The sequence below is a fragment of the Pseudomonas protegens genome (assembly GCF_003363755.1).
Taxonomy (GTDB): domain Bacteria; phylum Pseudomonadota; class Gammaproteobacteria; order Pseudomonadales; family Pseudomonadaceae; genus Aquipseudomonas; species Aquipseudomonas danubii.
In genome coordinates this window covers 4,718,500-4,738,891 of the sequence record NZ_CP031396.1, presented here as the reverse complement: position 1 = coordinate 4,738,891, position 20,392 = coordinate 4,718,500, and the positions used below count along the sequence as shown (strand labels likewise).

Here is a 20,392-nt window from a genome sequence, read left to right as displayed (position 1 = left end):
ATTATAGCGAAGACTGTGCGTGGCGGACACCTCGCCGTCTGCTTGCGTGGTCTTTCAGGGCTGTGGGTTCTATGCCAAACTCAGCGACTTTCGGGCTTGCCTAACAGGATTTATGCTCCCCTTGTCACCCAGTTTGCTACCCACCCTCGCCGCCGCCGTCCTTTATGCCGCTGCGACCTTCTATCAAGGCTCTCACCTGGCCACCGGCGCCAAGGCAAACAAGCGCCTGCTGGTTATGCTGGGCATCCTGGCCCTGCTCGCCCACGGCATCAGCCTGCTGACCCATTTGCTGACCCCGACGGGCCTGGGCCTGGACTTCTTCAGCGCTGCCAGCCTGATCGCTGCCGCGGTCATCGCCCTGACCTTGCTGGCCTGCTGGCGGATTCCCGTGGAAAACCTGCTGGTGCTGCTGTTCCCCCTCGGCGCCCTGACTGCGCTCCTGGCGCAGTTCGTGCCTACCGGAACCGTGCCGGTGATCGATGAGGAACCGGGAATTCTCGCCCACATCCTGCTGTCGATCCTGGCCTACGGCATGTTCACCATTGCGGTGTTCCAGTCCCTCTTACTACTGGTGCAGGACCATCAGCTGAAGAACAAGCACCCCTCCGGGCTGATCAGGAACTTCCCGCCCCTGCAAACCATGGAAAGCCTGCTATTCGGTTTTCTCTGGGCCGGTTGGACCCTGCTGTCGCTGTCGCTGATCTCCGGCTGGCTGTTCGTCGAGAACCTGTTCGCCCAGCACCTGGTGCACAAGACTCTGCTGGCCTGCCTGGCCTGGGTGGTGTTCAGCGTGCTGCTGTGGGGCCGCAACCGCCTGGGCTGGCGCGGGCACAAGGCGATTCGCTGGACCCTCGCGGGTTTTTGCCTGCTGATGCTGGCGTACTTCGGCAGCAAGCTGGTTCGTGAATACATCCTGCACATCTGACGACCGGCCATGACCGACTCCCTGCCCTCCGGGCCCATGCTCGCGGTAATCGCCCTGCTGATCGTCTGGTCGGGGCTGTTCACTGCCATCGATGCCGCCCAGCAGCACCTGCTGACCCAACGCAACGGCTCACGCTCAGGCGACAAACCGGCGGCACAGCTGGCCTTCCCCAAGGAAAGCCTGATCCTGTGCAACACCCTGTGCCGAGTCCTGGCGGTGATCATCAGCACCTTGCTGGCGCTGTTCTACTGGGCGGAAAACGGCCCCTGGCTGGCCTGCCTGATCAGCACCAGCGGCTTGCTGGTACTGGCCGAGTACTTGCCCCGCACCCTGGCTTTGCGCTACCCGGAAAGCACTCTGAGCTTTGGCAACAGCCTGCTGGCCATCCCCATGAAGCTTGTCTATCCCCTGGCCTGGCTGCTGCAGACCATCGGCCAGTTGCTGTTGCGCCCGTTCGCCGCCAAGGCCAGCGCGGTCAAGCACAGCGACGACGATCCGACGCTGCTGGACGATGAGCCCGCGCCTCAGGAACACCACGCCCTGTCCGGCATCCACGCCCTGGACAACATCACCGTCAACGACATCCTGGTGCCCCGCAGCGAAGTGCAGGGCATCAACCTCGACGACCCGATCGAAGAGATCATTGCCCAACTGCGCCTGAACAAGCGCACCCGGTTACCGGTATTCCACAGTGATATCAACCAGGTCGAAGCGGTGCTCAACACCCGCCAGATCCGCCACCTGCTGCCGGACGCCAGCCTGACCAAGGAAACCCTGCTGGCCGCCTGCCACGAACCCTACTTCGTCCCCGAAAGCACCCCGTTGCAGTTACAACTGCTCAACTTCCACAAGCAGCAACGGCGCCTGGGCATGGTGGTGGACGAATACGGCGAAGTGCTGGGTATCGTCACTCTGGAAGACATCCTCGAAGAAATCGTCGGCGAGTTCGAAAACGAGCACAGCCTGGACAACCCTCATATCCAGCCACAGGCCGATGGCCGTTATGTGGTGGAGGGCGCGGCATCGATCCGTGAACTGAACAAGAGCCTGGGCTGGCACCTGCCCAGCGACGGCCCCAAGACCCTCAACGGCCTGGTCACCGAAGCCCTGGAAACCATTCCCGACAGCGCCGTGTGCCTGAAGATCGGCCGCTACCGCCTGGAGATCCTCGAAACCGAGGAAAACCGCGTCAGCCGCGTGCTGCTCTGGCACACCAGCAGCGTTCCCGCCCGGGCCTGACTCGATGCTGATGCCTGCGCCTTGAACCTCTGCAAAGGAGTTTCGAGGCCTGGCGCAGTCACGCAAGACCACCAACGACCACAGCCCTTGTTGGATCGTTAGCAGCCTTTCTATAATCGCGCTGCTTACCCAAGCCCCGCAGATCCGCGTGCTACCCGCACCGCAGACGATCCTGCATGCATCACCCGCCACTGTTCGACGCCACTCCCATCTCGAGTGACGAGCGCGCCAAACCCACATCCCTGGGTGCTCGACCATAATAATTCGCTCCACTGGAGCACAGACTGTCAGGGATATCCGCATGACGACCAACACCGCCTACAGCGCCTGCGCGCCCGCTCAACCGAGCAATTCCACCACCCGGGTGGCCACCGCCAGTTTTATCGGCACCGCCATCGAGTTCTATGATTTCTACGTCTATGCCACCGCCGCTGCGCTGGTGATCGGACCGGTATTCTTCCCCCAGACGTCCGGCACCGCCCAGATGCTCTCGGCCTTTCTGACCTTTGGCATTGCCTTCCTCGCCCGCCCCCTGGGCTCGGCGCTGTTCGGCCACTTTGGCGACCGTATCGGACGCAAATCGACCCTGGTCGCCTCCCTGCTGCTGATGGGGGTGTGCACCACCCTGATCGGCGTGCTGCCGGGCTACGACAGCATTGGCGCCTGGGCACCGATCCTGCTTTGCGTGCTGCGCTTCGGCCAGGGCCTCGGACTGGGCGGTGAATGGGGCGGCGCCGCTCTGCTGGCCACGGAAAACGCCCCGGCAGGCAAACGCGCCTGGTTCGGCATGTTCCCGCAACTGGGCCCCTCCATCGGCTTTCTCGCCGCCAACGGCCTGTTCCTGGCCCTGGCCATGGGCCTGGATGACGAACAGTTCCGCTCCTGGGGCTGGCGTATTCCGTTTCTGCTCAGCGCGGCGCTGGTGATGGTGGGCCTGTATGTGCGCCTGAAGCTGCACGAAACCCCAGTGTTCGCCAACGCTGTGGCACGCCAGGAACGGGTGAAAATGCCACTGGTGGAACTCTTCAGCCAGTACTGGCTGCCAGTGCTGCTGGGCGCCGCGTCGATGGTGGTGTGCTACGCGCTGTTCTACATTTCCACGGTATTTTCCCTGAGCTACGGCGTCGCGACCCTGGGCTACAGCCGGGAAACCTTCCTCGGCCTGCTGTGTTTCGCAGTGCTGTTCATGGCCGCGGCCACGCCCCTGTCGGCCTGGGCCAGCGACCGTTTCGGGCGCAAGCCCGTGCTGGTTGTCGGTGCCGTGCTGGCTATTCTCTCCGGCTTCACCATGGAACCCTTGCTGACTCAGGGCTCCACCGCCGGTGTAGCACTGTTTCTGTGCATTGAGCTGTTCCTGATGGGGGTGACCTTCGCCCCGATGGGCGCACTGCTGCCGGAACTGTTTCCGACCCACGTGCGCTATACCGGCGCTTCAGCGGCTTACAACCTGGGGGGCATTGTCGGTGCATCGGCCGCGCCCTTCTTCGCCCAGAAACTGGTGGCGATGGGCGGGTTGAGCTGGGTAGGCGGGTATGTGTCGGGGGCGGCGATCCTGAGCTTGATCGCGGTGCTGTGCTTGAAGGAAACGCGCAATAACGATCTGAATCGGGTCGTCTGAGCGACCGCTTCGCGAGCAAGCTCGCTCCTACAGGTTCAATGCAAACCTTGTGGAAGCCAGCTTGCTCGCGATGTTTCTCAGAGTTCGACCACTACCGCTTGCGCAGCGCGGGTCGCCTTGGCCCGGGCGGCCTCGATCGACTCATCACGAGCCAGAGCCACGCCCATGCGGCGCTGGCCGTTGACCTCAGGCTTGCCGAACAGGCGCAGCGCAGTGTCCGGCTCGCTCAGGGCGACGCCGAGGTTGGCGAACGCGGTCTGGGTGGATTTGCCTTCTACCAGAATCACTGCCGAAGCCGATGGACCGAACTGACGGATCAGCGGAATCGGCAAGCCGAGGATCGCCCGCGCATGCAGGGCGAACTGCGACAGATCCTGGGAAATCAGGGTCACCAGGCCGGTGTCATGGGGACGCGGCGACACTTCGCTGAACCACACCTGATCGCCCTTGATGAACAGCTCCACGCCGAACAGACCGCGGCCGCCCAGGGCTTCGGTCACCGCCTTGGCCACCCGCTCGGATTCGGCCAGGGCTTTGGGGCTCATGGCCTGAGGCTGCCAGGATTCCTGGTAGTCGCCCTTTTCCTGACGATGACCGACCGGCGCGCAGAAGGTGGTGCCGCCTACGTGGCGCACGGTCAGCAGGGTGATCTCGTAGTCAAAATCGATGAAGCCCTCGATGATCACCCGGCCCTTGCCGGCACGCCCGCCTTCCTGGGCGTAGTCCCAGGCTTTCTGTACGTCATCGACACTGCGCAGCAGGCTCTGGCCCTTGCCCGAGGAGCTCATCACCGGCTTGACCACGCAAGGGAAACCCAGGTCTTGCACCGCCTTGGAATAGTCTTCGAAGGTATCGGCGAAATGGTAAGGCGAGGTCGGCAGGTCCAGCTCCTCAGCCGCCAGACGACGAATGCCTTCACGGTTCATGGTCAGCGAAGTGGCCCGGGCGGTGGGGATTACGGTGAAGCCTTCAGCTTCCAGTTCCACCAGGGTCGCGGTAGCGATGGCTTCGATTTCCGGAACGATGAAGTGCGGCTTCTCAGCCTCGATCACCGCCCGCAGGGCCGCACCGTCGAGCATGTTGATCACGTGGCTGCGATGGGCCACCTGCATCGCCGGCGCATTGGCGTAGCGGTCCACGGCAATCACCTCGACACCCAGGCGTTGCAGCTCGATCACCACTTCCTTGCCCAACTCACCACAGCCACAAAGCAAGACGCGGGTCGCGGTTGGCGACAATGGAGTTCCGATACGAGTCATCTGAAGGTCCTCAAAGGAGCGGATCATCGAGGGCCGAGCGCCAGGCGGGCGACCCATGGGGAAAGAGCGCGGCATTTTACATGAACCGCAGCCTTTGGCTCAGCCGGCGCACGCCGCTTTGCGCAAACGCCAGGCCATCGCCAGCCAGACCACGGTGACCCCGGCGAACTTCGACCCCAGGGCGGTCAGCACGACCCCGGGGGTCAGCGCATCGATCATGCCGTAGAAGATGAAGGTATCCAGGGGAATGCTCAGGGCCGAACTGATCCACAGGCGATCATGCAGGGGCCGCTTGGTGATGCTGAACACCAGCCAGTCGATGCATTCCGAGACGGCGAATGCCGTGGCACTGGCCAGAGCAATGGTCGGGTCGGAGGTGACATAGGACAACACCAGGGCCGCCAGCATGGCGACGATGGCGCCATGGCCGAAGCGAGTCTGCACCATGTCCCGCAGGACAAACACCAGCCCGCCCCAGGCCGACCAGACGATATCCAGTTGCGGCGCGACGGAAAAGGCGTAATTGATCAGCACGACGCTGCTGATATAGGTGATCAGGAAAAGCATGGGGGCCAAGGGTACCTATCGGGAAGGAGCACAGGTTACTGCAGGCCCGGGGTTGGGCCAAGAAACCCTTGCGCCGGCAAGCGGGCTCCTACGCATCGCCTGCGGGAGCTGGCTTGCCGGCGAACGGGCGGATCAGCTTGCCGAGCTGGAGCCGATCATCCACAGCAAGCCACTGGATTTGGCTCGCTCATGGCACAGGGCCAGGACTGCGCGGCGCTCACTGTTGTCCATGCGACTCCAGCGGGTGATTTCATCCACCGTGCGCTGACAGCCGGTGCAGATGTCCTGCTCATCCAGGGCACAGATGCTCACGCAAGGCGAGGCGACGGGTCTTTCAGGGGCAGTCATTGTTCTTGCTCAACCAGGTCTCGGGCATAACGTTGAGCATTATGAACGTAGTGGGCGGCGCTGGCTTCGAGCATTTTCTTCTGAGCCTCGGTCAGTTCGCGAACCACTTTGCCCGGCGAGCCCATGACCAGCGAACCGTCAGGTATTTCCTTGCCTTCGCCGATCAGCGAATTGGCGCCGATGATGCAGTTCTTGCCGATCTTCGCGCCATTGAGAATGACCGCGTTGATACCAATCAGGCTGTAATCGCCCACGGTGCAGCCATGCAGCATGGCGTTATGGCCGATGGTCACGCCGGTGCCCAGGGTCAGCGGAAAGCCCATGTCGGTGTGCATCACGGCCCCGTCCTGGACGTTGCTGTGCTTGCCGATCAGGATCAGCTCGTTGTCGCCACGCAACACGGCGTTGAACCATACACTGGCCCCCTCTTCCAGCTTGACCTTACCCACCAAGGTGGCGTTCGGGGCCACCCAACTCTGTGGATGGGTGTCGACTCGGGCATCGCCCAGGCGGTATTTCATCTTGTTGTCCTTATGGGTCAGGCAGCCGCGGTTTATGCCATGCCAAGCCATGGCTTCAGGTGTCGATAAAGGATTTCGGCGGGTGATGCAGGCTGATATCGGCGTCGTACAGCAGGTTGACCAGTTCGACCACCATGATCGCGGTCAGACCCCAGATCTTGTACTCGCCGAAGCGGTAGCTGGGGACGTACCAACTGCGGCCCTGATAGTCGATGCGGTGGGTGTGTTCACGGGGGTCCTGGCGAAAGAACTCCAGAGGGACGCTGAAAACGGCAGCGATCTCGGCATCATTGGCCTGGTATTCGACATAGTCGGGAATCACCCCGACGTAGGGTGTGACCTTGATCCCGTGCAGGGAAATCAGTGGGCTCAAGGGGCCGATGACTTCCACCAGTCCCGGCGGCAGGCCGATTTCTTCTTCGGCCTCCCGTAGCGCGGTGAAGATCAGATCCGGGTCTTCCGGATCGCGCCGACCACCGGGGAAGGCCACTTCACCACCATGGGTCGAAAGCCCGCTGGCGCGCAGGGTCAGCACCAGCTCCGGTTCATCGCTGCGGGTGATGGGCACCAGCACCGCAGCCTCGGGAAAACGTCGGTCGGTCTCCAGCGTTCTTGGCGTGTAATGGCTTACCCGATGAAGTAGCTCGTCCAGCATGAGGCATCTCGATCTGTTGGCTACCGTGCATCATGCACCAATCCAATCGGTGGCCCAACCCCTGCTCTCGGGCATGTCGCTTAACGACAACTTGCCGACAATCGGGCGGCGCGCCAAGATAGCCCCAGCCTTTTCGGATACCCCTCATGAAATTTTGCAGCCAGTGCGGCAACCCGGTAACCCAGCGCATTCCCGAAGGCGATTCGCGCCTGCGCTTTGTCTGCGATCACTGCCAGACCATCCATTACCAGAACCCCAACATCGTTGCCGGCTGCCTGGCCACCTGGGAGGGCAAGGTATTGCTCTGCCGCCGCGCCATCGAACCGCGCCTGGGCTACTGGACCCTGCCGGCGGGTTTCATGGAAAACGGCGAAACGGTGGAACAGGCGGCCATCCGCGAAACCTTCGAGGAAGCCTGCGCCCGGGTGCGCAACCTGAATATCTACACCCTGATCGACGTGCCGCACATCAGCCAGGTGCATGTATTCTTTCGCGCCGAGCTGGCGGACCTGGACTTTGCCGCCGGTCCAGAGAGCCTGGAAGTGCAGCTGTTCGATGAAGCCGATATCCCTTGGTCCGAGCTGGCTTTCCGCACCGTCGGTCGTACCTTAGAATGCTTCTTCGCTGACCGGCGGGCACAGGCTTATGCCGTACGCTCCGAATCCATTCCGCCGCTCTCTCAGCCTGCCATCAGTTAAACAATAAAAACGTGCACGGAGTCTGTGCGCGCCTGGGGATATCGTGTCAATGCGCTGGTTGCTTGCCCTGCTGTGCTGTTCCGTCGTCACTCTGTCTCAGGCCTCCACGGTGGAAACCCTGGACGGCAAGGTCATCGAAAAGGTCCTGGTGCTCAAGTCCGCCCATCAACTGCAGTTGATCAATGGCGGCAAGCCCCTGAAAACCTATCGGATCTCCCTGGGCAAGAAGCCCAAGGGGCCCAAGCTCATGGAAGGCGATAAACGCACCCCCGAAGGCCTCTACTGGCTCGACTGGCGCAAGACCAGCGACCGCTACAACCTGGCCATGCACATCTCCTACCCGAACATCACCGATGCCGCCCGCTCGCGTCGCGAAGGGGTCAATCCCGGCGGCATGATCATGATCCATGGCACTCCAGACACCGAAGAGTTTCCCGAGCAGTACTTCCACACCCTGGACTGGACCGACGGCTGCATCGCCATGCGCAATGTCGACATGCGCGAAGTCTGGAGCCTGGTCAAAGACGGCACCCTGATCGAAATTCGCCCTTAATCCCTCCAGCACAAAAAATATTTTCCTCCCCGCCGCCCTCCCCCAGCGCGCATACCACTTGGCGACCCACCGCGGGTCGCCACCTCGAGCTATAGCCTTCGCGGCCAGACCTGCCTAATACCACTTCAATCCTTTATCCTCCTAAAAACCCCGAAAGCGCCGGATTTACTGCACCTCCACCTGATAGGTGGCGTTGACATGGTATTTAAGTGGTATTAGTTTTTCGGCATTACCGGGCGACAACAACCTCATAACCGCATCGGAAAACCTACAGATGAATCACCTCCTGACCCTGCGTCCCGACGACACTCAGCCGACCCCGCTGTACCTGCAACTGGCTCGCAACCTGGAAGCGGCGATTCACTCCGGCCAATGGAAAGCCGAGCAGGCGCTGCCTTCGGAACGCAACCTCAGCGAACTGCTGGGCATCTCCCGGGTGACTGCGCGCAAGGCCCTGGAAGTCCTCTTCGAACGGGGCCTGATCCGGCGCAGCCAGGGCTCGGGCACTTTCATTACCCCGCGCCTTGAGCAACCGCTGTCGCGCCTTTCCGGCTTCAGCGAAATGCTGCGCCTCAAAGGTTTCGTCCCCGGCTCGCAATGGCTGGAACGCACACTGACCCCGCCGACCCACGAAGAGCTGATCCGCCTCGGGCTGTCGCCCAACGACAAGGTGGCGCGCCTCAAGCGCCTGCGCAAAGCCGACGATGCGGTCATGGCGATCGAGATGAGTACCTTGCCGGCCAGCATCATTGCCCAGCCCGAGGCCGTCGGCGATTCGCTCTACGAGTACCTCGACAGCATCGGCCGTCCCGTGGTCCGGGCCCTGCAGCACATCCAGGCGATCAACGCGTCGGACGAATTCGCCGCCCTGGTGGGCATCGCCCCCGGCACCGCCATGCTGCTGATGACCCGGGTTGGCTACCTGGAAGACAACACACCGATCGAAGTCACCGACACCTATTGCCGCAACGACTACTACGACTTCGTCGCCGAACTGCGACGCTGAATCCGCCCCCTGGAGCCAGAGAAACGCCCATGTCCGAAGACAATATCCTCACGCCCCAAGGCTGGGTCCGCGGCCGCCTGATCCACCAGGACGGCAAGGTCGTCGCCATCGAAGGCAGCCCCTGCGACCCGGCGGACAACGACCTGCCCTACCTGCTGCCGGGCTTCATCGACCTGCACGTCCACGGCGGTGGCGGCAAGGACGTCATGCAAGGCCGCACAGCCTTCGAGACCATCACCCGTACCCATGTGCGTTTCGGCACCACCTCGCTGCTGGCCACCACCATGACCGCACCCAGCGCGGAAATCAGCCAGGTTCTGGCTGAGCTTGGAACCTACGCCGAACAGCGTCCCCAGGGCTGCGCCAGGGTCCTCGGCGTGCACCTGGAAGGCCCGTACATCAATCCCGGCAAGCTCGGTGCGCAACCCAACTTCGCCCACACCGCGCTCATGGCGGAAGTGGAGAAGTACCTGCAATTGGCGCCCATCCGGGTGATCACCATCGCCCCGGAAATCGCCGGCCACGACGCCCTGATCCGTGCTCTCAGTGCCCGTGGCGTGCGCATGCAGATCGGCCACACCCTGGGCAGCTACGAAGAAGGCGTGGCCGCCCTCGCCGCCGGCGCCACCAGTTTCACTCACCTGTACAACGCCATGAGCCCGCTGCATCACCGCGAGCCGGGCATCGTCGGTGCGGCCCTGGCTCATGCCCAGTACGCCGAACTGATCCCAGACCTGCTGCACGTGCACCCCGGCGCCATGCGCGTGGCCCTGCGCTCGATCCCCTGCCTGTATTGCGTCACCGACTCCACCGCGGCCGCCGGCATGCCCGACGGCGAGTACCAACTGGGCAGCCACACCGTGACCAAGTGCCTGGGCGGCGTGCGCCTGCCGGACGGCACCCTGGCCGGCAGCACCCTGACCATGGACCAGGCCCTGCGCAATCTGGTGAAGATCGGCCTGCCCCTGGCGGACGCTTCCCAACGCCTGTCGCAATTTCCCGCCGACTACCTCGGCATCCCTGAACGCGGCCGTCTGCAACCTGGCAGCTGGGCCGACAGCGTGCGCCTGGACCGCGCACTCACACTGACCGCCGTCATGGTCGAAGGAGAAGACATTGACTTCAAAAATGCTTGAAGAGGCCCTGTCCTCGCACGCTGCCGTAAGCAGTCAACTGCAGCACCTGGATGCGTCGCTGCTCGAAGTCGCCGGCCGCCTGCGTCGCCAGCCGCCACAAGTGGCCATGACTGTGGCCCGGGGCAGTTCCGACCATGCCGCCAGCTACTTCGCCTACCTGACCATGCAACAGGTGGGCATCCCGGTGGCCTCACTGCCGATGTCGGTGGTGACCATGCAACAGGCCCCCCTGCGGGTCAGCGGCCAAGCGGTGTTCGCCTTCTCGCAATCGGGCCAGAGCCCGGACCTGGTGAACAGCGTGCGCCTGCTGCGCAAGCGCGGAGCCCTGAGCGTGGCCATGGTCAACGCACAAAACAGCCCGCTGGAAGCCGCCAGCGAATTCTCCCTGCCGCTGTACGCCGGCACCGAGCAGAGCGTGGCCGCGACCAAGAGCTTTATCGCCACCCTCAGCGCCAGCGCCCGCCTGATCGGTCACTGGAACGAGGACAGCCACCTGCTGGAAGCCGGCCTGGCCCTGCCCGAAGGCCTGCAACAGGCCGCGACCCAGGACTGGAACCTGGCGGTCAACGCCCTGCGCGACTGCCAGCGGCTGATGGTCATCGGCCGTGGTGCCGGCTTCGCCATCGCCCAGGAAGCCGCGCTCAAGCTCAAGGAAACCTCGGCGATCCAGGCCGAAGCCTTCAGCAGCGCCGAAGTGCGCCACGGCCCGATGGCCCTGATCGACCACGACTACCCGTTGCTGGTGTTCGCCCCACGGGGCGCCGAACAGGGCGGCCTGTTGAGCCTGGCCGCCGACATGCGCCAGCGCGGCGCCAAGGTGCTGCTGGCGGCACCGGATGACATCGGCGAACGGGACCTGACCCTGAGCCGCGCGGAACATCCGGCGCTGGACCCGATCCTGGCGATCCAGAGTTTCTATGTGATGGCCGCCGGCCTGGCCGAAGCCCGCAGCATGGACCCCGACCAGCCGCGTCACCTGAGCAAAGTGACCCGCACGCACTAAGCCCTTTTGATCGATGAGTACTGCGCCATGCACAACAACAATAACGACCTGACGCTCAGTGCCCCCCTCAGCGGGCCTGTCCTGCCGCTACACAGCGTTCCCGACCCGGTATTCGCCAGTGGCGCCATGGGTGACGGGATTGCCATCGACCCGCTCAACGACACCCTGCACGCCCCTTGCGCCGGTGAAGTGATCCAAGTGGCTCGCACCGGGCACGCCGTGACCCTGCGGGCGGCCAACGGCGCCGAACTGCTGTTGCACCTGGGGCTGGACACCGTCGAACTGCAAGGTGAAGGGTTTGCCCTGCTGGTGGAGCAAGGCCAGCAGGTCAGCGCCGGCCAGCCCCTGCTGCGGGTTGACCTGGACCATGTGGCGCAGCATTGCCGAAGCCTGATCAGCCTGTTGATCCTGACCAACGGCGAGAGCTTCGACCTGCGCCCCCTGCCCCTGTCCGCGGTCAAGGTGGGCGAGCCGTTGCTGCACATCAGCCGCCGTGCCAACGCTGACCCGCAACCGCTGGCGCAAGAGCCATCCGAGCAGCAGGCCAGCGCCCGGACCAAGGTGGCCCATCGCGGCGGACTGCATGCCCGCCCAGCCGCCCTGGTGCGCCAGACCGCCCTGGGTTTCAACAGCCATTCGCAACTGACCTTCAAGGACAAGAGCGCCCCCTGCACCAGCCTGATCGCCCTGATGAGCCTGGGTATCGGTGAACAGGATGAAGTGCTGGTCAATTGCCAGGGCGCCGATTGCCAGGACGCCTTGCAGGCGATGCTGCTGACCCTCGGTACCGCCATGGCCGCAGATGCCCATGGCGAAACCCCGGCACCGGTAGCCCAACGCCCCGCGGAAGATGGCGTGCTGCCGGGCGTCTGCGCCGCACCGGGCCTGGTGTCCGGGCCATTGGTGCGGCTCAACGCCATGGTCCTGGCAGAGGATCATGGCCAGCATCCGCCCGAGCCCCAACGACAGGCATTGAGTGCTGCCCTGGAGCAGGTGCGCGGAGAAATCCGCCACACCCTGGAGCAGGCCCGGCAACGCCGCGACCAGCAGGAACAGGACATTTTCAGCGCCCACCTGGCCCTGCTCGAAGACCCGACCCTGCTGGACGCGGCCGACGCGGCCATCGCCCAGGGACGCGCCGCCACCCACGCCTGGAGCGCAGCGATTGCCGAGCAGTGCCAGGTCCTGCAACAACTGGACAATCCGCTGCTGGCCGAACGCGCCAACGACCTGCGAGACCTGCAGCAACGCGTTCTGCGGGCCTTGCTGGGCGAAGCCTGGCACTACGACCTGCCACCCGGAGCGATCGTCGCCGCTGAGGAGTTGACCCCTTCCGACCTGCTGCAACTCAGCGCCCAGGGCGTGGCCGGGCTGTGCATGGCCGCCGGTGGCGCCACCTCCCATGTGGCGATCCTCGCCCGCGGCAAAGGCCTGCCCTGTCTGGTGGCCATGGGTCCGGAAGTGCTGGGCCTGGACGGCGACCGCCAGGTGGTGCTGGATGCCGACGGCGGGCGCCTGGAACTGGCACCCGGCCCGCAGCGCATCGCACAGGTGCAACAGGCTGGTGAAACCCTACGCCAGCGCCGTGCGCTGCAACAGCAAAAAGCCCATGAGTCCGCCCTGACCCAGGACGGCCAGCAGATCGAGGTGGCAGCCAACGTGGCTTCCAGCAATGAAGCCCGGGACGCCCACCAGGGTGGCGCTGATGGCGTCGGCCTGCTGCGCACCGAGTTCCTGTTCGTCGATCGCCTGACCGCTCCGGATGAAGCCGAGCAGCTACAGGCCTATCAAGCGGTGCTGGATGCCATGGGCGACAAGCCGGTGATCATCCGCACCATCGATGTCGGCGGCGACAAGCAACTGGACTACCTGCCTCTGCCAGTGGAAGCCAACCCGGTGCTGGGCCTGCGGGGCATCCGCCTGGCCCAGGCCCGCCCGGAACTGCTGGACCAGCAACTGCGGGCGCTGCTCCAGGTCAGCCCGGTGCAGCGCTGCCGGATCATGCTGCCCATGGTCACCGAAGTGGCCGAACTGCTGCATATCCGTCAGCGCCTGGATCGGCTCGCGGTGGAACTGGGACTGAGCCAGCGCCCGGAGCTGGGGGTGATGATCGAAGTACCGGCTGCCGCGCTGATGGCCGAGCAACTGGCGGAACACGCCGACTTCCTGTCCATCGGCACCAACGACCTGTCCCAGTACACCCTGGCCATGGACCGCGACCACGCTGGCCTGGCAGCCCGGGTCGATGCCCTGCACCCCGCCCTGCTGCGGCTGATCGCTCAGACCTGTGCCGGCGCCGAGCGCCACGGACGCTGGGTCGGGGTTTGCGGTGCACTGGCTTCCGATCCGCTGGCCACCCCCGTCCTGATTGGCCTGGGGGTCAGCGAGCTGTCGGTCAGCCCGCCTCAGATCGGCGAGATCAAGGACCGGGTTCGCCAACTGGACGCCGGCCAATGCCGCCACCTCAGCCAACCGCTGCTCAACCTGCCCGGCGCCACCGCAGTCCGTCAGGCCTGCGAACGGCTTTGGCCTCTGCACTCATAACAAGAATTCCAGGAGAGACGCCATGTACCAGTATTTCATCGAGGGCCTGCAACGCCTCGGCCGGGCGCTGATGCTACCCATTGCCATCCTGCCGATTGCCGGCCTACTGCTGCGCCTGGGTGACACCGATCTGCTGAACATTCCCATCATCCACGATGCCGGACAGTCGATCTTCGGCAACCTGGCGCTGATCTTCGCCATCGGCATCGCCGTGGGCTTTGCCAAGGACAACAACGGCACCGCCGGACTCGCCGGGGCCATTGGCTACCTGGTGATGATCTCGACCCTCAAGGTGCTGGACGCCAGCATCAACATGGGCATGCTCGCCGGGATCATCAGCGGGCTGATGGCCGGCGCGCTGTACAACCGCTTCAAGGACATCAAACTGCCGGAGTACCTGGCGTTCTTCGGCGGTCGGCGCTTCGTGCCCATCGCCACCGGCTTTACCGCCGTGGGCCTGGGGGTGGCGTTCGGTCTGATCTGGCCGCCAATCCAGCACGGCATCAACAGCTTTGGCCAATTGCTGCTGGAAAGCGGCAGCTTCGGCGCCTTCGTCTTCGGTGTGTTCAATCGCCTGCTGATCATCACCGGCCTGCACCACATCCTCAACAACATGGCCTGGTTCATCTTTGGCAGTTTCACCGACCCGAGCACCGGCGCGGTGGTCACTGGCGACCTGACCCGCTATTTCGCCGGCGACCCCAAAGGCGGCCAGTTCATGACCGGGATGTTCCCGGTGATGCTGTTCGGCCTGCCCGCCGCCTGCCTGGCGATGTACCGCAACACCCGGCCGGAGCGGCGCAAGGTGATGGGCGGGATCTTCCTGTCCATGGCCCTGACCTCCTTTCTGACCGGGGTCACCGAGCCCATCGAATTCGCCTTCATGTTCCTCGCGCCCCTGTTGTACCTGGTGCATGCACTGCTGACGGGCCTGGCCATGGCCCTGACCAATCTGCTGAACATCCACCTGGGCTTCACCTTCTCCGGTGGCGCCATCGACATGGCCCTGGGCTGGGGCCGCTCCACCAATGGCTGGAAGGTGTTTCCGGTGGGGCTGCTGTATGCGGTGGTGTACTACCTGGTGTTCGACTTCTGCATCCGCCGCTTCAACCTGAAGACACCGGGACGCGAAGACAGCCCATCCGGCGAGAAATCCGAACTCAACGCCGATCAGCGTGCCGCGGCCTACATCAAGGCCCTGGGCGGCGCGAGCAACCTGATCACTGTCGGCGCTTGCACCACGCGCCTGCGCCTGGAACTGGCGGATCGCAGCCTGGCTGTGGACGCCGAACTGAAAACCTTGGGCGCCATGGCTGTGGTACGCCCCGGCAAGGGCGGCAGCTTGCAGGTGGTGGTGGGACCGATGGCCGACAGTATCGCCGACCAGATTCGTCTAGCGCTGCCGGTGGCAACCCCGGTCGCGGCGCCAGCGGCACCAGTCGAGGCGTCCCAATCGATCGAAGTCTCCAACCAGGAAGCCCAGCAGTGGCTCAACGCCTTGGGTGGTCGGGAAAATCTGTTGCAGATGGATTGCGTGGCCCTGACCCGTTTGCGGGTGCAACTCAGTGACAGCCGCAGTCTGTCGGAGTCGGCGCTCAATGCCCTGGGCTGCCAGGGTACGCGGCGCCTGGAGGGGGATGTCTGGCACGTGCTGATTGGCGAGAAGGCTGGGGGATTGCAGGCCGCTCTGCAAACGCTGCTGCACAAGAAGGTGGAGGCGAGCGTCTGAAGCCGCCTTCGCCGGCAAGCCGGCACCTACACCGTTCCTATAGGTGCCGGCTTGGCTGAAAAGGCCCACAAAAAAGCCCGCTGACCGTCTCCGGTGCAGCGGGCTTCTTATCGGTGGATAACCTCAGAACGCTTCCAGACGCCAGACTTCATAGGCCGGCGTCTCGTAGGGATGGCTCTGCTTGAGGGCCGCCACTGCATCAGCAATCAGTTCATCGGCCACCACCAGCTCGACTTTCCATTCCTCCACTCGCTCCACCTGACCGGTCTGCCCGAGAAACGGCTGGCTGCCGTCCAGCGGGCGAAACTGGCCCTGGCCGAGCACCTGCCAGGCGCACTGGTCATAGGCGCCGATACGTCCGCCACCGGCGGCAAAAACGGCGCTCTTGACCTGCTCCACATGGCTGGGAGGCACGAAGAAGCTGAGCTTGTACATCAGTCTCAGTTCACCCAGGCGCGAGCGTTGCGGAACATGCGCATCCACGCCGCGTCTTCGTTCCAGTCATCCGGACGCCAGGAGTTCTGCACGGCACGGAACACCCGCTCAGGGTGCGGCATCATGATGGTGACGCGACCGTCGCGGCTGGTGAGGCCGGTGATCCCGCGCGGCGAGCCGTTCGGGTTGGCCGGGTAACGCTCGGTGACCTTGCCATGGTTGTCGACGAAGCGCAGGGCCACGCAACCGGACAGATCGGCTTCCAGCAGCGCCTCTTCGCTTTCGAACTCCGCATGACCTTCACCGTGGGCGATGGCAATCGGCATCCGCGAACCGGCCATGCCCTGCAGGAAGATCGAGTTCGACTCCTGGACCTGGACCATGGCCACCCGGGCTTCGAACTGCTCGGAGCGGTTGCGCACGAAGTGCGGCCAGAACTCGCTGCCCGGGATCAGCTCGTGCAGGTTGGACATCATCTGGCAACCGTTGCACACACCCAGGGTGAAGCTGTCGGTACGTTCGAAGAAGCCCTGGAAGGCATCCCGCGCGCGGCTGTTGAACAGCGCCGACTTGGCCCAGCCTTCACCGGCACCCAGTACGTCGCCGTAGGAGAAGCCGCCGCAGGCAACCATGCCCTTGAAGTCGTTGAGGTCGACACGACCGGCGAGGATGTCGCTCATGTGCACGTCGATGGCATTGAAGCCGGCGCGGTCGAAAGCCGCAGCCATTTCCACCTGGCCGTTGACGCCCTGCTCACGCAGCACCGCCACCTGGGGACGCACGCCTTTCTTGATGTACGGCGCGGCGATGTCCTGGTTGACGTCGAAGCCCAGCTTGACGCTCAGGCCCGGGTTGTCTTCTTCCAGCAGGACATCGAATTCCTGCTCGGCGCACTCGGCATTGTCCCGCAGGCGCTGGATCTGGTAGCTGGTTTCTGCCCACTGACGCTGCAGCAGACGACGCTGGCCGGTGAATACGCTTTCGCCGTTGTAGGAGATGCTCACTTCACCGTTGTTGATCGGCTGGCCGATCACGGCCACGCAGTCGCCCAGGCCGGCGGCGCTGAACTGGGCCAGCACGTCAGGAGTGGCGTCCTGACGCACCTGGATCACCGCACCCAGCTCTTCGTTGAACAGGATGGCGGCGATTTCCGCAGCGTTTTCCGCGACAGCGTCGAGGCTCAGGTTCAGGCCGCAGTGACCGGCGAAGGCCATTTCCACGGCAGTGACCAGCAGACCGCCATCGGAACGGTCGTGGTAGGCCAGCAGGTGACCGTCGGCGTTGAGGCCCTGGATCACCGCAAAGAAGGCTTTCAGGTCTTCGGCGTCATCGACGTCCGGCGCTTGCTTGCCGAGCTTGCCGTGGGTCTGGGCCAGGATCGAGGCGCCCATGCGGTTCTGACCGCGACCGAGGTCGATCAGGATCAGGTCGGTGGTGCCCTTGTCCATGCGCAGTTGCGGGGTCAGGGTCTGACGAATGTCCGCCACAGGCGCGAAGCCGGTCACGATCAGCGACAGCGGCGAGGTGACGCTCTTGTCCACGCCTTCTTCGTTCCAGCGGGTGGCCATGGACATCGAGTCCTTGCCCACCGGGATGGTGATGCCCAGCTCTGGGCACAGCTCCATGCCCACGGCCTTGACGGTGTCGTACAGACGCGCGTCTTCGCCCGGGTGGCCGGCAGCCGACATCCAGTTGGCGGAGAGCTTGATGTCGCTGATCTTGTTGATCCGCGAGGCGGCGATGTTGGTCAGGGTTTCGCCGATCGCCATGCGGCCGGACGCCGGGGCATCCAGCAGGGCCAGCGGCGTGCGCTCGCCCATGGCCATGGCTTCACCGGTGTAGACGTCGAAACTGGTGGCGGTCACGGCCACGTCGGCCACCGGCACCTGCCATGGGCCGACCATCTGGTCACGGGCCACGAGGCCGGTGATGGTGCGGTCGCCGATGGTGATCAGGAAGCTCTTGCTGGCTACGGCCGGGTGGTGCAGGACGCGCTCGATGCTCTCGGCGATATCCAGGCTGCTTGGATCGAAATCATCACCCAACTCGGTTTCCCGAACCGCCGAACGGTGCATGCGCGGGGCCTTGCCCAGCAGCACTTCCAGCGGCATGTCCACCGGGCTGTTGCCGAAGTGGCTGTCGGTCACGGTCAGCTGTGGCTCGGCAGTGGCTTCGCCGACCACCGCGAATGGGCAACGCTCGCGCTCGCAGATGGCCTTGAAGCGCTCGAAGTCTGCTGCGCCCACCGCCAGGACATAACGCTCCTGGGATTCGTTGGACCAGATTTCGTGCGGGGCCATGCCCGGCTCGTCGTTAGGGATGTTGCGCAGTTCGAAGCGACCGCCACGGCCGCCGTCGTTGACCAGTTCCGGGAAGGCGTTGGACAGGCCACCGGCACCCACGTCGTGGATGAAGCTGATGGGGTTGTTGTCCCCCAGTTGCCAGCAACGGTCGATGACTTCCTGGCAACGGCGTTCCATTTCCGGGTTTTCACGTTGTACCGAAGCAAAATCCAGGTCCGCCGAGCTGGTGCCGGTGGCCATGGAGGATGCTGCGCCGCCGCCCAGACCGATGAGCATGGCCGGGCCGCCGAGGACGATCAGCTTGGAGCCGACGGTGATCTCGCCTTTCTGCACGTGTTCGTCACGGATATTGCCCATGCCGCCTGCCAGCATGATCGGCTTGTGGTAACCACGAACTTCATCGCCACGAGGCGTGGTAATGGATTGCTCGAAGGTACGGAAATAACCGGTCAGGGCCGGACGGCCGAATTCGTTGTTGAACGCAGCGCCGCCCAGCGGGCCTTCGATCATGATGTCGAGGGCGGTGACGATGCGCTCTGGCTTGCCATACGGCACTTCCCACGGCTGCTCGAAGCCCGGGATCTGCAGGTTGGACACGGTAAAACCGGTGAGGCCGGCTTTCGGCTTGGCGCCGCGACCGGTAGCGCCTTCGTCACGGATTTCGCCGCCGGAACCGGTGGAGGCGCCAGGGAATGGAGCAATGGCAGTCGGGTGGTTGTGGGTCTCGACCTTCATCAGGATGTGCACCGGCTCCTGCACCGCACCGTATTGGCGGGTATCAGGGTTCGGGTAGAAACGCCCGGCAACGGAACCGACGATGACCGCCGCGTTGTCCTTATAAGCAGAAAGCACACCTTCGCTGTGCATCTGGTAGGTGTTCTTGATCATGCCGAACAGGCTTTTTTCCTGGCTCTGGCCGTCGATGTCCCAACTGGCGTTGAAAATCTTGTGGCGACAGTGCTCGGAGTTGGCCTGGGCGAACATCATCAGTTCGATGTCGTGGGGATTACGCTTGAGGCCCTGGAAGGCGTTCATCAGGTAATCGATTTCGTCTTCGGCCAGGGCCAGGCCCAGTTCGCTGTTGGCTTTTTCCAACGCGGCGCGACCACCGCCGAGAATGTCGATGGCCGTCAGCGGCTTGGGTTCGGCGTGGCTGAACAAGCCGGCAGCCTGCTCCAGGTTACCCACGACGATCTGAGTCATGCGATCGTGCAGCGCTTCGGCGATCAACTGCGCGTCAGCGTCGCTGAACTCACCGGCGACGTAGAAAGCGATACCACGCTCCAGGCGCTGGATCTTCGCCAGGCCACAGTTACGGGCGATGTCGCTGGCCTTGCTCGACCAGGGCGAGATGGTGCCGAAACGCGGCAAGACCAGGAACAGACGGCCGGTCGGCTCTTGTACCGGAACACTTGGGCCGTACTTCAGAAGGCGCGCAAGCACCTGCTGTTCGTCGCCGGTCAGGACGCCGGTGACTTCGGCGAAGTGAGCGAATTCAGCATACAAGCCACTGACAGCCGGAACCTTCTGGCTCAGTTGCTCAAGGAGTTTGCTGTGGCGAAAGGCAGAAAGGGCAGGAGCGCCGCGCAGGATCAACATCTTCGGGACAGCCTCGGGAAGGGGGTGTGCTTTGAGGCCGTGCATTCTAACGTAAACCGTTGGCATCGGCACTCGAAACGCAAACCGGGGTGCCCCCGGACGTCGGCCCAGACCCGACGGCCTATAACAAAGGCTCATCAAGGTCATTGCCGTAGGTTATTTTAATCGTCACATAGACGGCCGAAGCCCCATTCTTGAGGCCTCCAGCCCAGGCCACCCGGCGCTAGCAGACAAGCCCTTCGCTGTCGAGATAT

General features: G+C 63.9%; 17 protein-coding genes. 10 read left to right on the top strand and 7 right to left on the bottom strand.

The annotated features are described in order from the left end of the window. Nucleotides 1-112 precede the first annotated feature (112 nt). The 3 genes from DWF74_RS21420 (at nucleotide 113) to DWF74_RS21410 (ending at nucleotide 3,782) form a co-directional block, all read left to right on the top strand. Nucleotides 113-925, top strand: coding sequence for a cytochrome C assembly family protein (locus tag DWF74_RS21420; RefSeq protein ID WP_115581668.1), 813 nt, complete (start codon nucleotides 113-115; stop codon nucleotides 923-925). A 9-nt stretch (nucleotides 926-934) separates the two neighbouring features. Further along, nucleotides 935-2,164: an HlyC/CorC family transporter gene (locus DWF74_RS21415; RefSeq protein WP_115581667.1), complete on the top strand. Its 1,230-nt coding sequence runs from the start codon at nucleotides 935-937 to the stop codon at nucleotides 2,162-2,164. 301 nt (nucleotides 2,165-2,465) lie between these two features. Further along, nucleotides 2,466-3,782, top strand: a complete 1,317-nt coding sequence (locus tag DWF74_RS21410; protein ID WP_115581666.1) for an MFS transporter — start codon at nucleotides 2,466-2,468, stop codon at nucleotides 3,780-3,782. 77 nt (nucleotides 3,783-3,859) lie between these two features. Here DWF74_RS21410 and purT read toward each other — a convergent pair whose 3' ends face one another. From purT to DWF74_RS21385, 5 genes are all read right to left on the bottom strand, one after another. Next, entirely contained in the window at nucleotides 3,860-5,041 is a 1,182-nt protein-coding gene (purT, locus tag DWF74_RS21405; protein WP_102878495.1) for a formate-dependent phosphoribosylglycinamide formyltransferase, read from the bottom strand. 99 nt (nucleotides 5,042-5,140) lie between these two features. Next, nucleotides 5,141-5,608, bottom strand: a complete 468-nt coding sequence (locus DWF74_RS21400; RefSeq protein WP_047301943.1) for a VUT family protein — start codon at nucleotides 5,606-5,608, stop codon at nucleotides 5,141-5,143. A gap of 132 nt (nucleotides 5,609-5,740) precedes the next feature. Next, nucleotides 5,741-5,956 (bottom strand): DUF1289 domain-containing protein, encoded by a 216-nt coding sequence (locus tag DWF74_RS21395; RefSeq protein WP_102861292.1) that lies wholly within the window; start codon nucleotides 5,954-5,956, stop codon nucleotides 5,741-5,743. Next, on the bottom strand, nucleotides 5,953-6,477 hold the full coding sequence (locus tag DWF74_RS21390) for a gamma carbonic anhydrase family protein (RefSeq protein ID WP_102878493.1): 525 nt from the start codon (nucleotides 6,475-6,477) through the stop codon (nucleotides 5,953-5,955). Before DWF74_RS21390 ends, DWF74_RS21395 begins: the two co-directional genes overlap by 4 nt. Nucleotides 6,478-6,532: 55 nt before the next feature. After that, complete coding sequence (locus tag DWF74_RS21385) at nucleotides 6,533-7,132, bottom strand: CoA pyrophosphatase (RefSeq protein WP_102861290.1); 600 nt, start codon at nucleotides 7,130-7,132, stop codon at nucleotides 6,533-6,535. A gap of 146 nt (nucleotides 7,133-7,278) precedes the next feature. Between DWF74_RS21385 and DWF74_RS21380 the strand changes: the two genes are divergently transcribed. The 7 genes from DWF74_RS21380 (at nucleotide 7,279) to nagE (ending at nucleotide 15,801) form a co-directional block, all read left to right on the top strand. After that, nucleotides 7,279-7,830 (top strand): NUDIX hydrolase, encoded by a 552-nt coding sequence (locus DWF74_RS21380; protein ID WP_102861289.1) that lies wholly within the window; start codon nucleotides 7,279-7,281, stop codon nucleotides 7,828-7,830. A 49-nt stretch (nucleotides 7,831-7,879) separates the two neighbouring features. Then, entirely contained in the window at nucleotides 7,880-8,383 is a 504-nt protein-coding gene (locus tag DWF74_RS21375; protein WP_102861288.1) for a L,D-transpeptidase family protein, read from the top strand. Nucleotides 8,384-8,657: 274 nt separating this feature from the next. After that, nucleotides 8,658-9,389 carry a GntR family transcriptional regulator gene (locus DWF74_RS21370; RefSeq protein ID WP_102861287.1) on the top strand — a complete coding sequence of 244 codons (732 nt, stop codon included), beginning with the start codon at nucleotides 8,658-8,660 and terminating at the stop codon, nucleotides 9,387-9,389. Nucleotides 9,390-9,418: 29 nt separating this feature from the next. Beyond that, a complete protein-coding gene (nagA, locus tag DWF74_RS21365) occupies nucleotides 9,419-10,525 on the top strand; it encodes an N-acetylglucosamine-6-phosphate deacetylase (RefSeq protein ID WP_102861286.1) in 1,107 nt (368 codons plus the stop codon). After that, on the top strand, nucleotides 10,506-11,528 hold the full coding sequence (locus DWF74_RS21360; RefSeq protein WP_115581665.1) for an SIS domain-containing protein: 1,023 nt from the start codon (nucleotides 10,506-10,508) through the stop codon (nucleotides 11,526-11,528). The genes nagA and DWF74_RS21360 overlap by 20 nt, the downstream gene beginning before the upstream one ends. A gap of 27 nt (nucleotides 11,529-11,555) precedes the next feature. After that, nucleotides 11,556-14,072 carry a phosphoenolpyruvate--protein phosphotransferase gene (gene ptsP / locus DWF74_RS21355; RefSeq protein ID WP_115581664.1) on the top strand — a complete coding sequence of 839 codons (2,517 nt, stop codon included), beginning with the start codon at nucleotides 11,556-11,558 and terminating at the stop codon, nucleotides 14,070-14,072. A gap of 22 nt (nucleotides 14,073-14,094) precedes the next feature. Further along, nucleotides 14,095-15,801, top strand: a complete 1,707-nt coding sequence (gene nagE / locus DWF74_RS21350; RefSeq protein WP_115581663.1) for an N-acetylglucosamine-specific PTS transporter subunit IIBC — start codon at nucleotides 14,095-14,097, stop codon at nucleotides 15,799-15,801. 123 nt (nucleotides 15,802-15,924) lie between these two features. Here the strand turns inward: nagE and DWF74_RS21345 are convergent, their stop codons facing one another. Together DWF74_RS21345 and purL are read right to left on the bottom strand one after the other, a co-directional pair. Continuing rightward, nucleotides 15,925-16,236 carry a YqfO family protein gene (locus DWF74_RS21345; protein ID WP_102861282.1) on the bottom strand — a complete coding sequence of 104 codons (312 nt, stop codon included), beginning with the start codon at nucleotides 16,234-16,236 and terminating at the stop codon, nucleotides 15,925-15,927. 5 nt (nucleotides 16,237-16,241) lie between these two features. Next, a complete protein-coding gene (gene purL, locus DWF74_RS21340; RefSeq protein WP_102861281.1) occupies nucleotides 16,242-20,138 on the bottom strand; it encodes a phosphoribosylformylglycinamidine synthase in 3,897 nt (1,298 codons plus the stop codon). Nucleotides 20,139-20,392 lie beyond the last annotated feature (254 nt).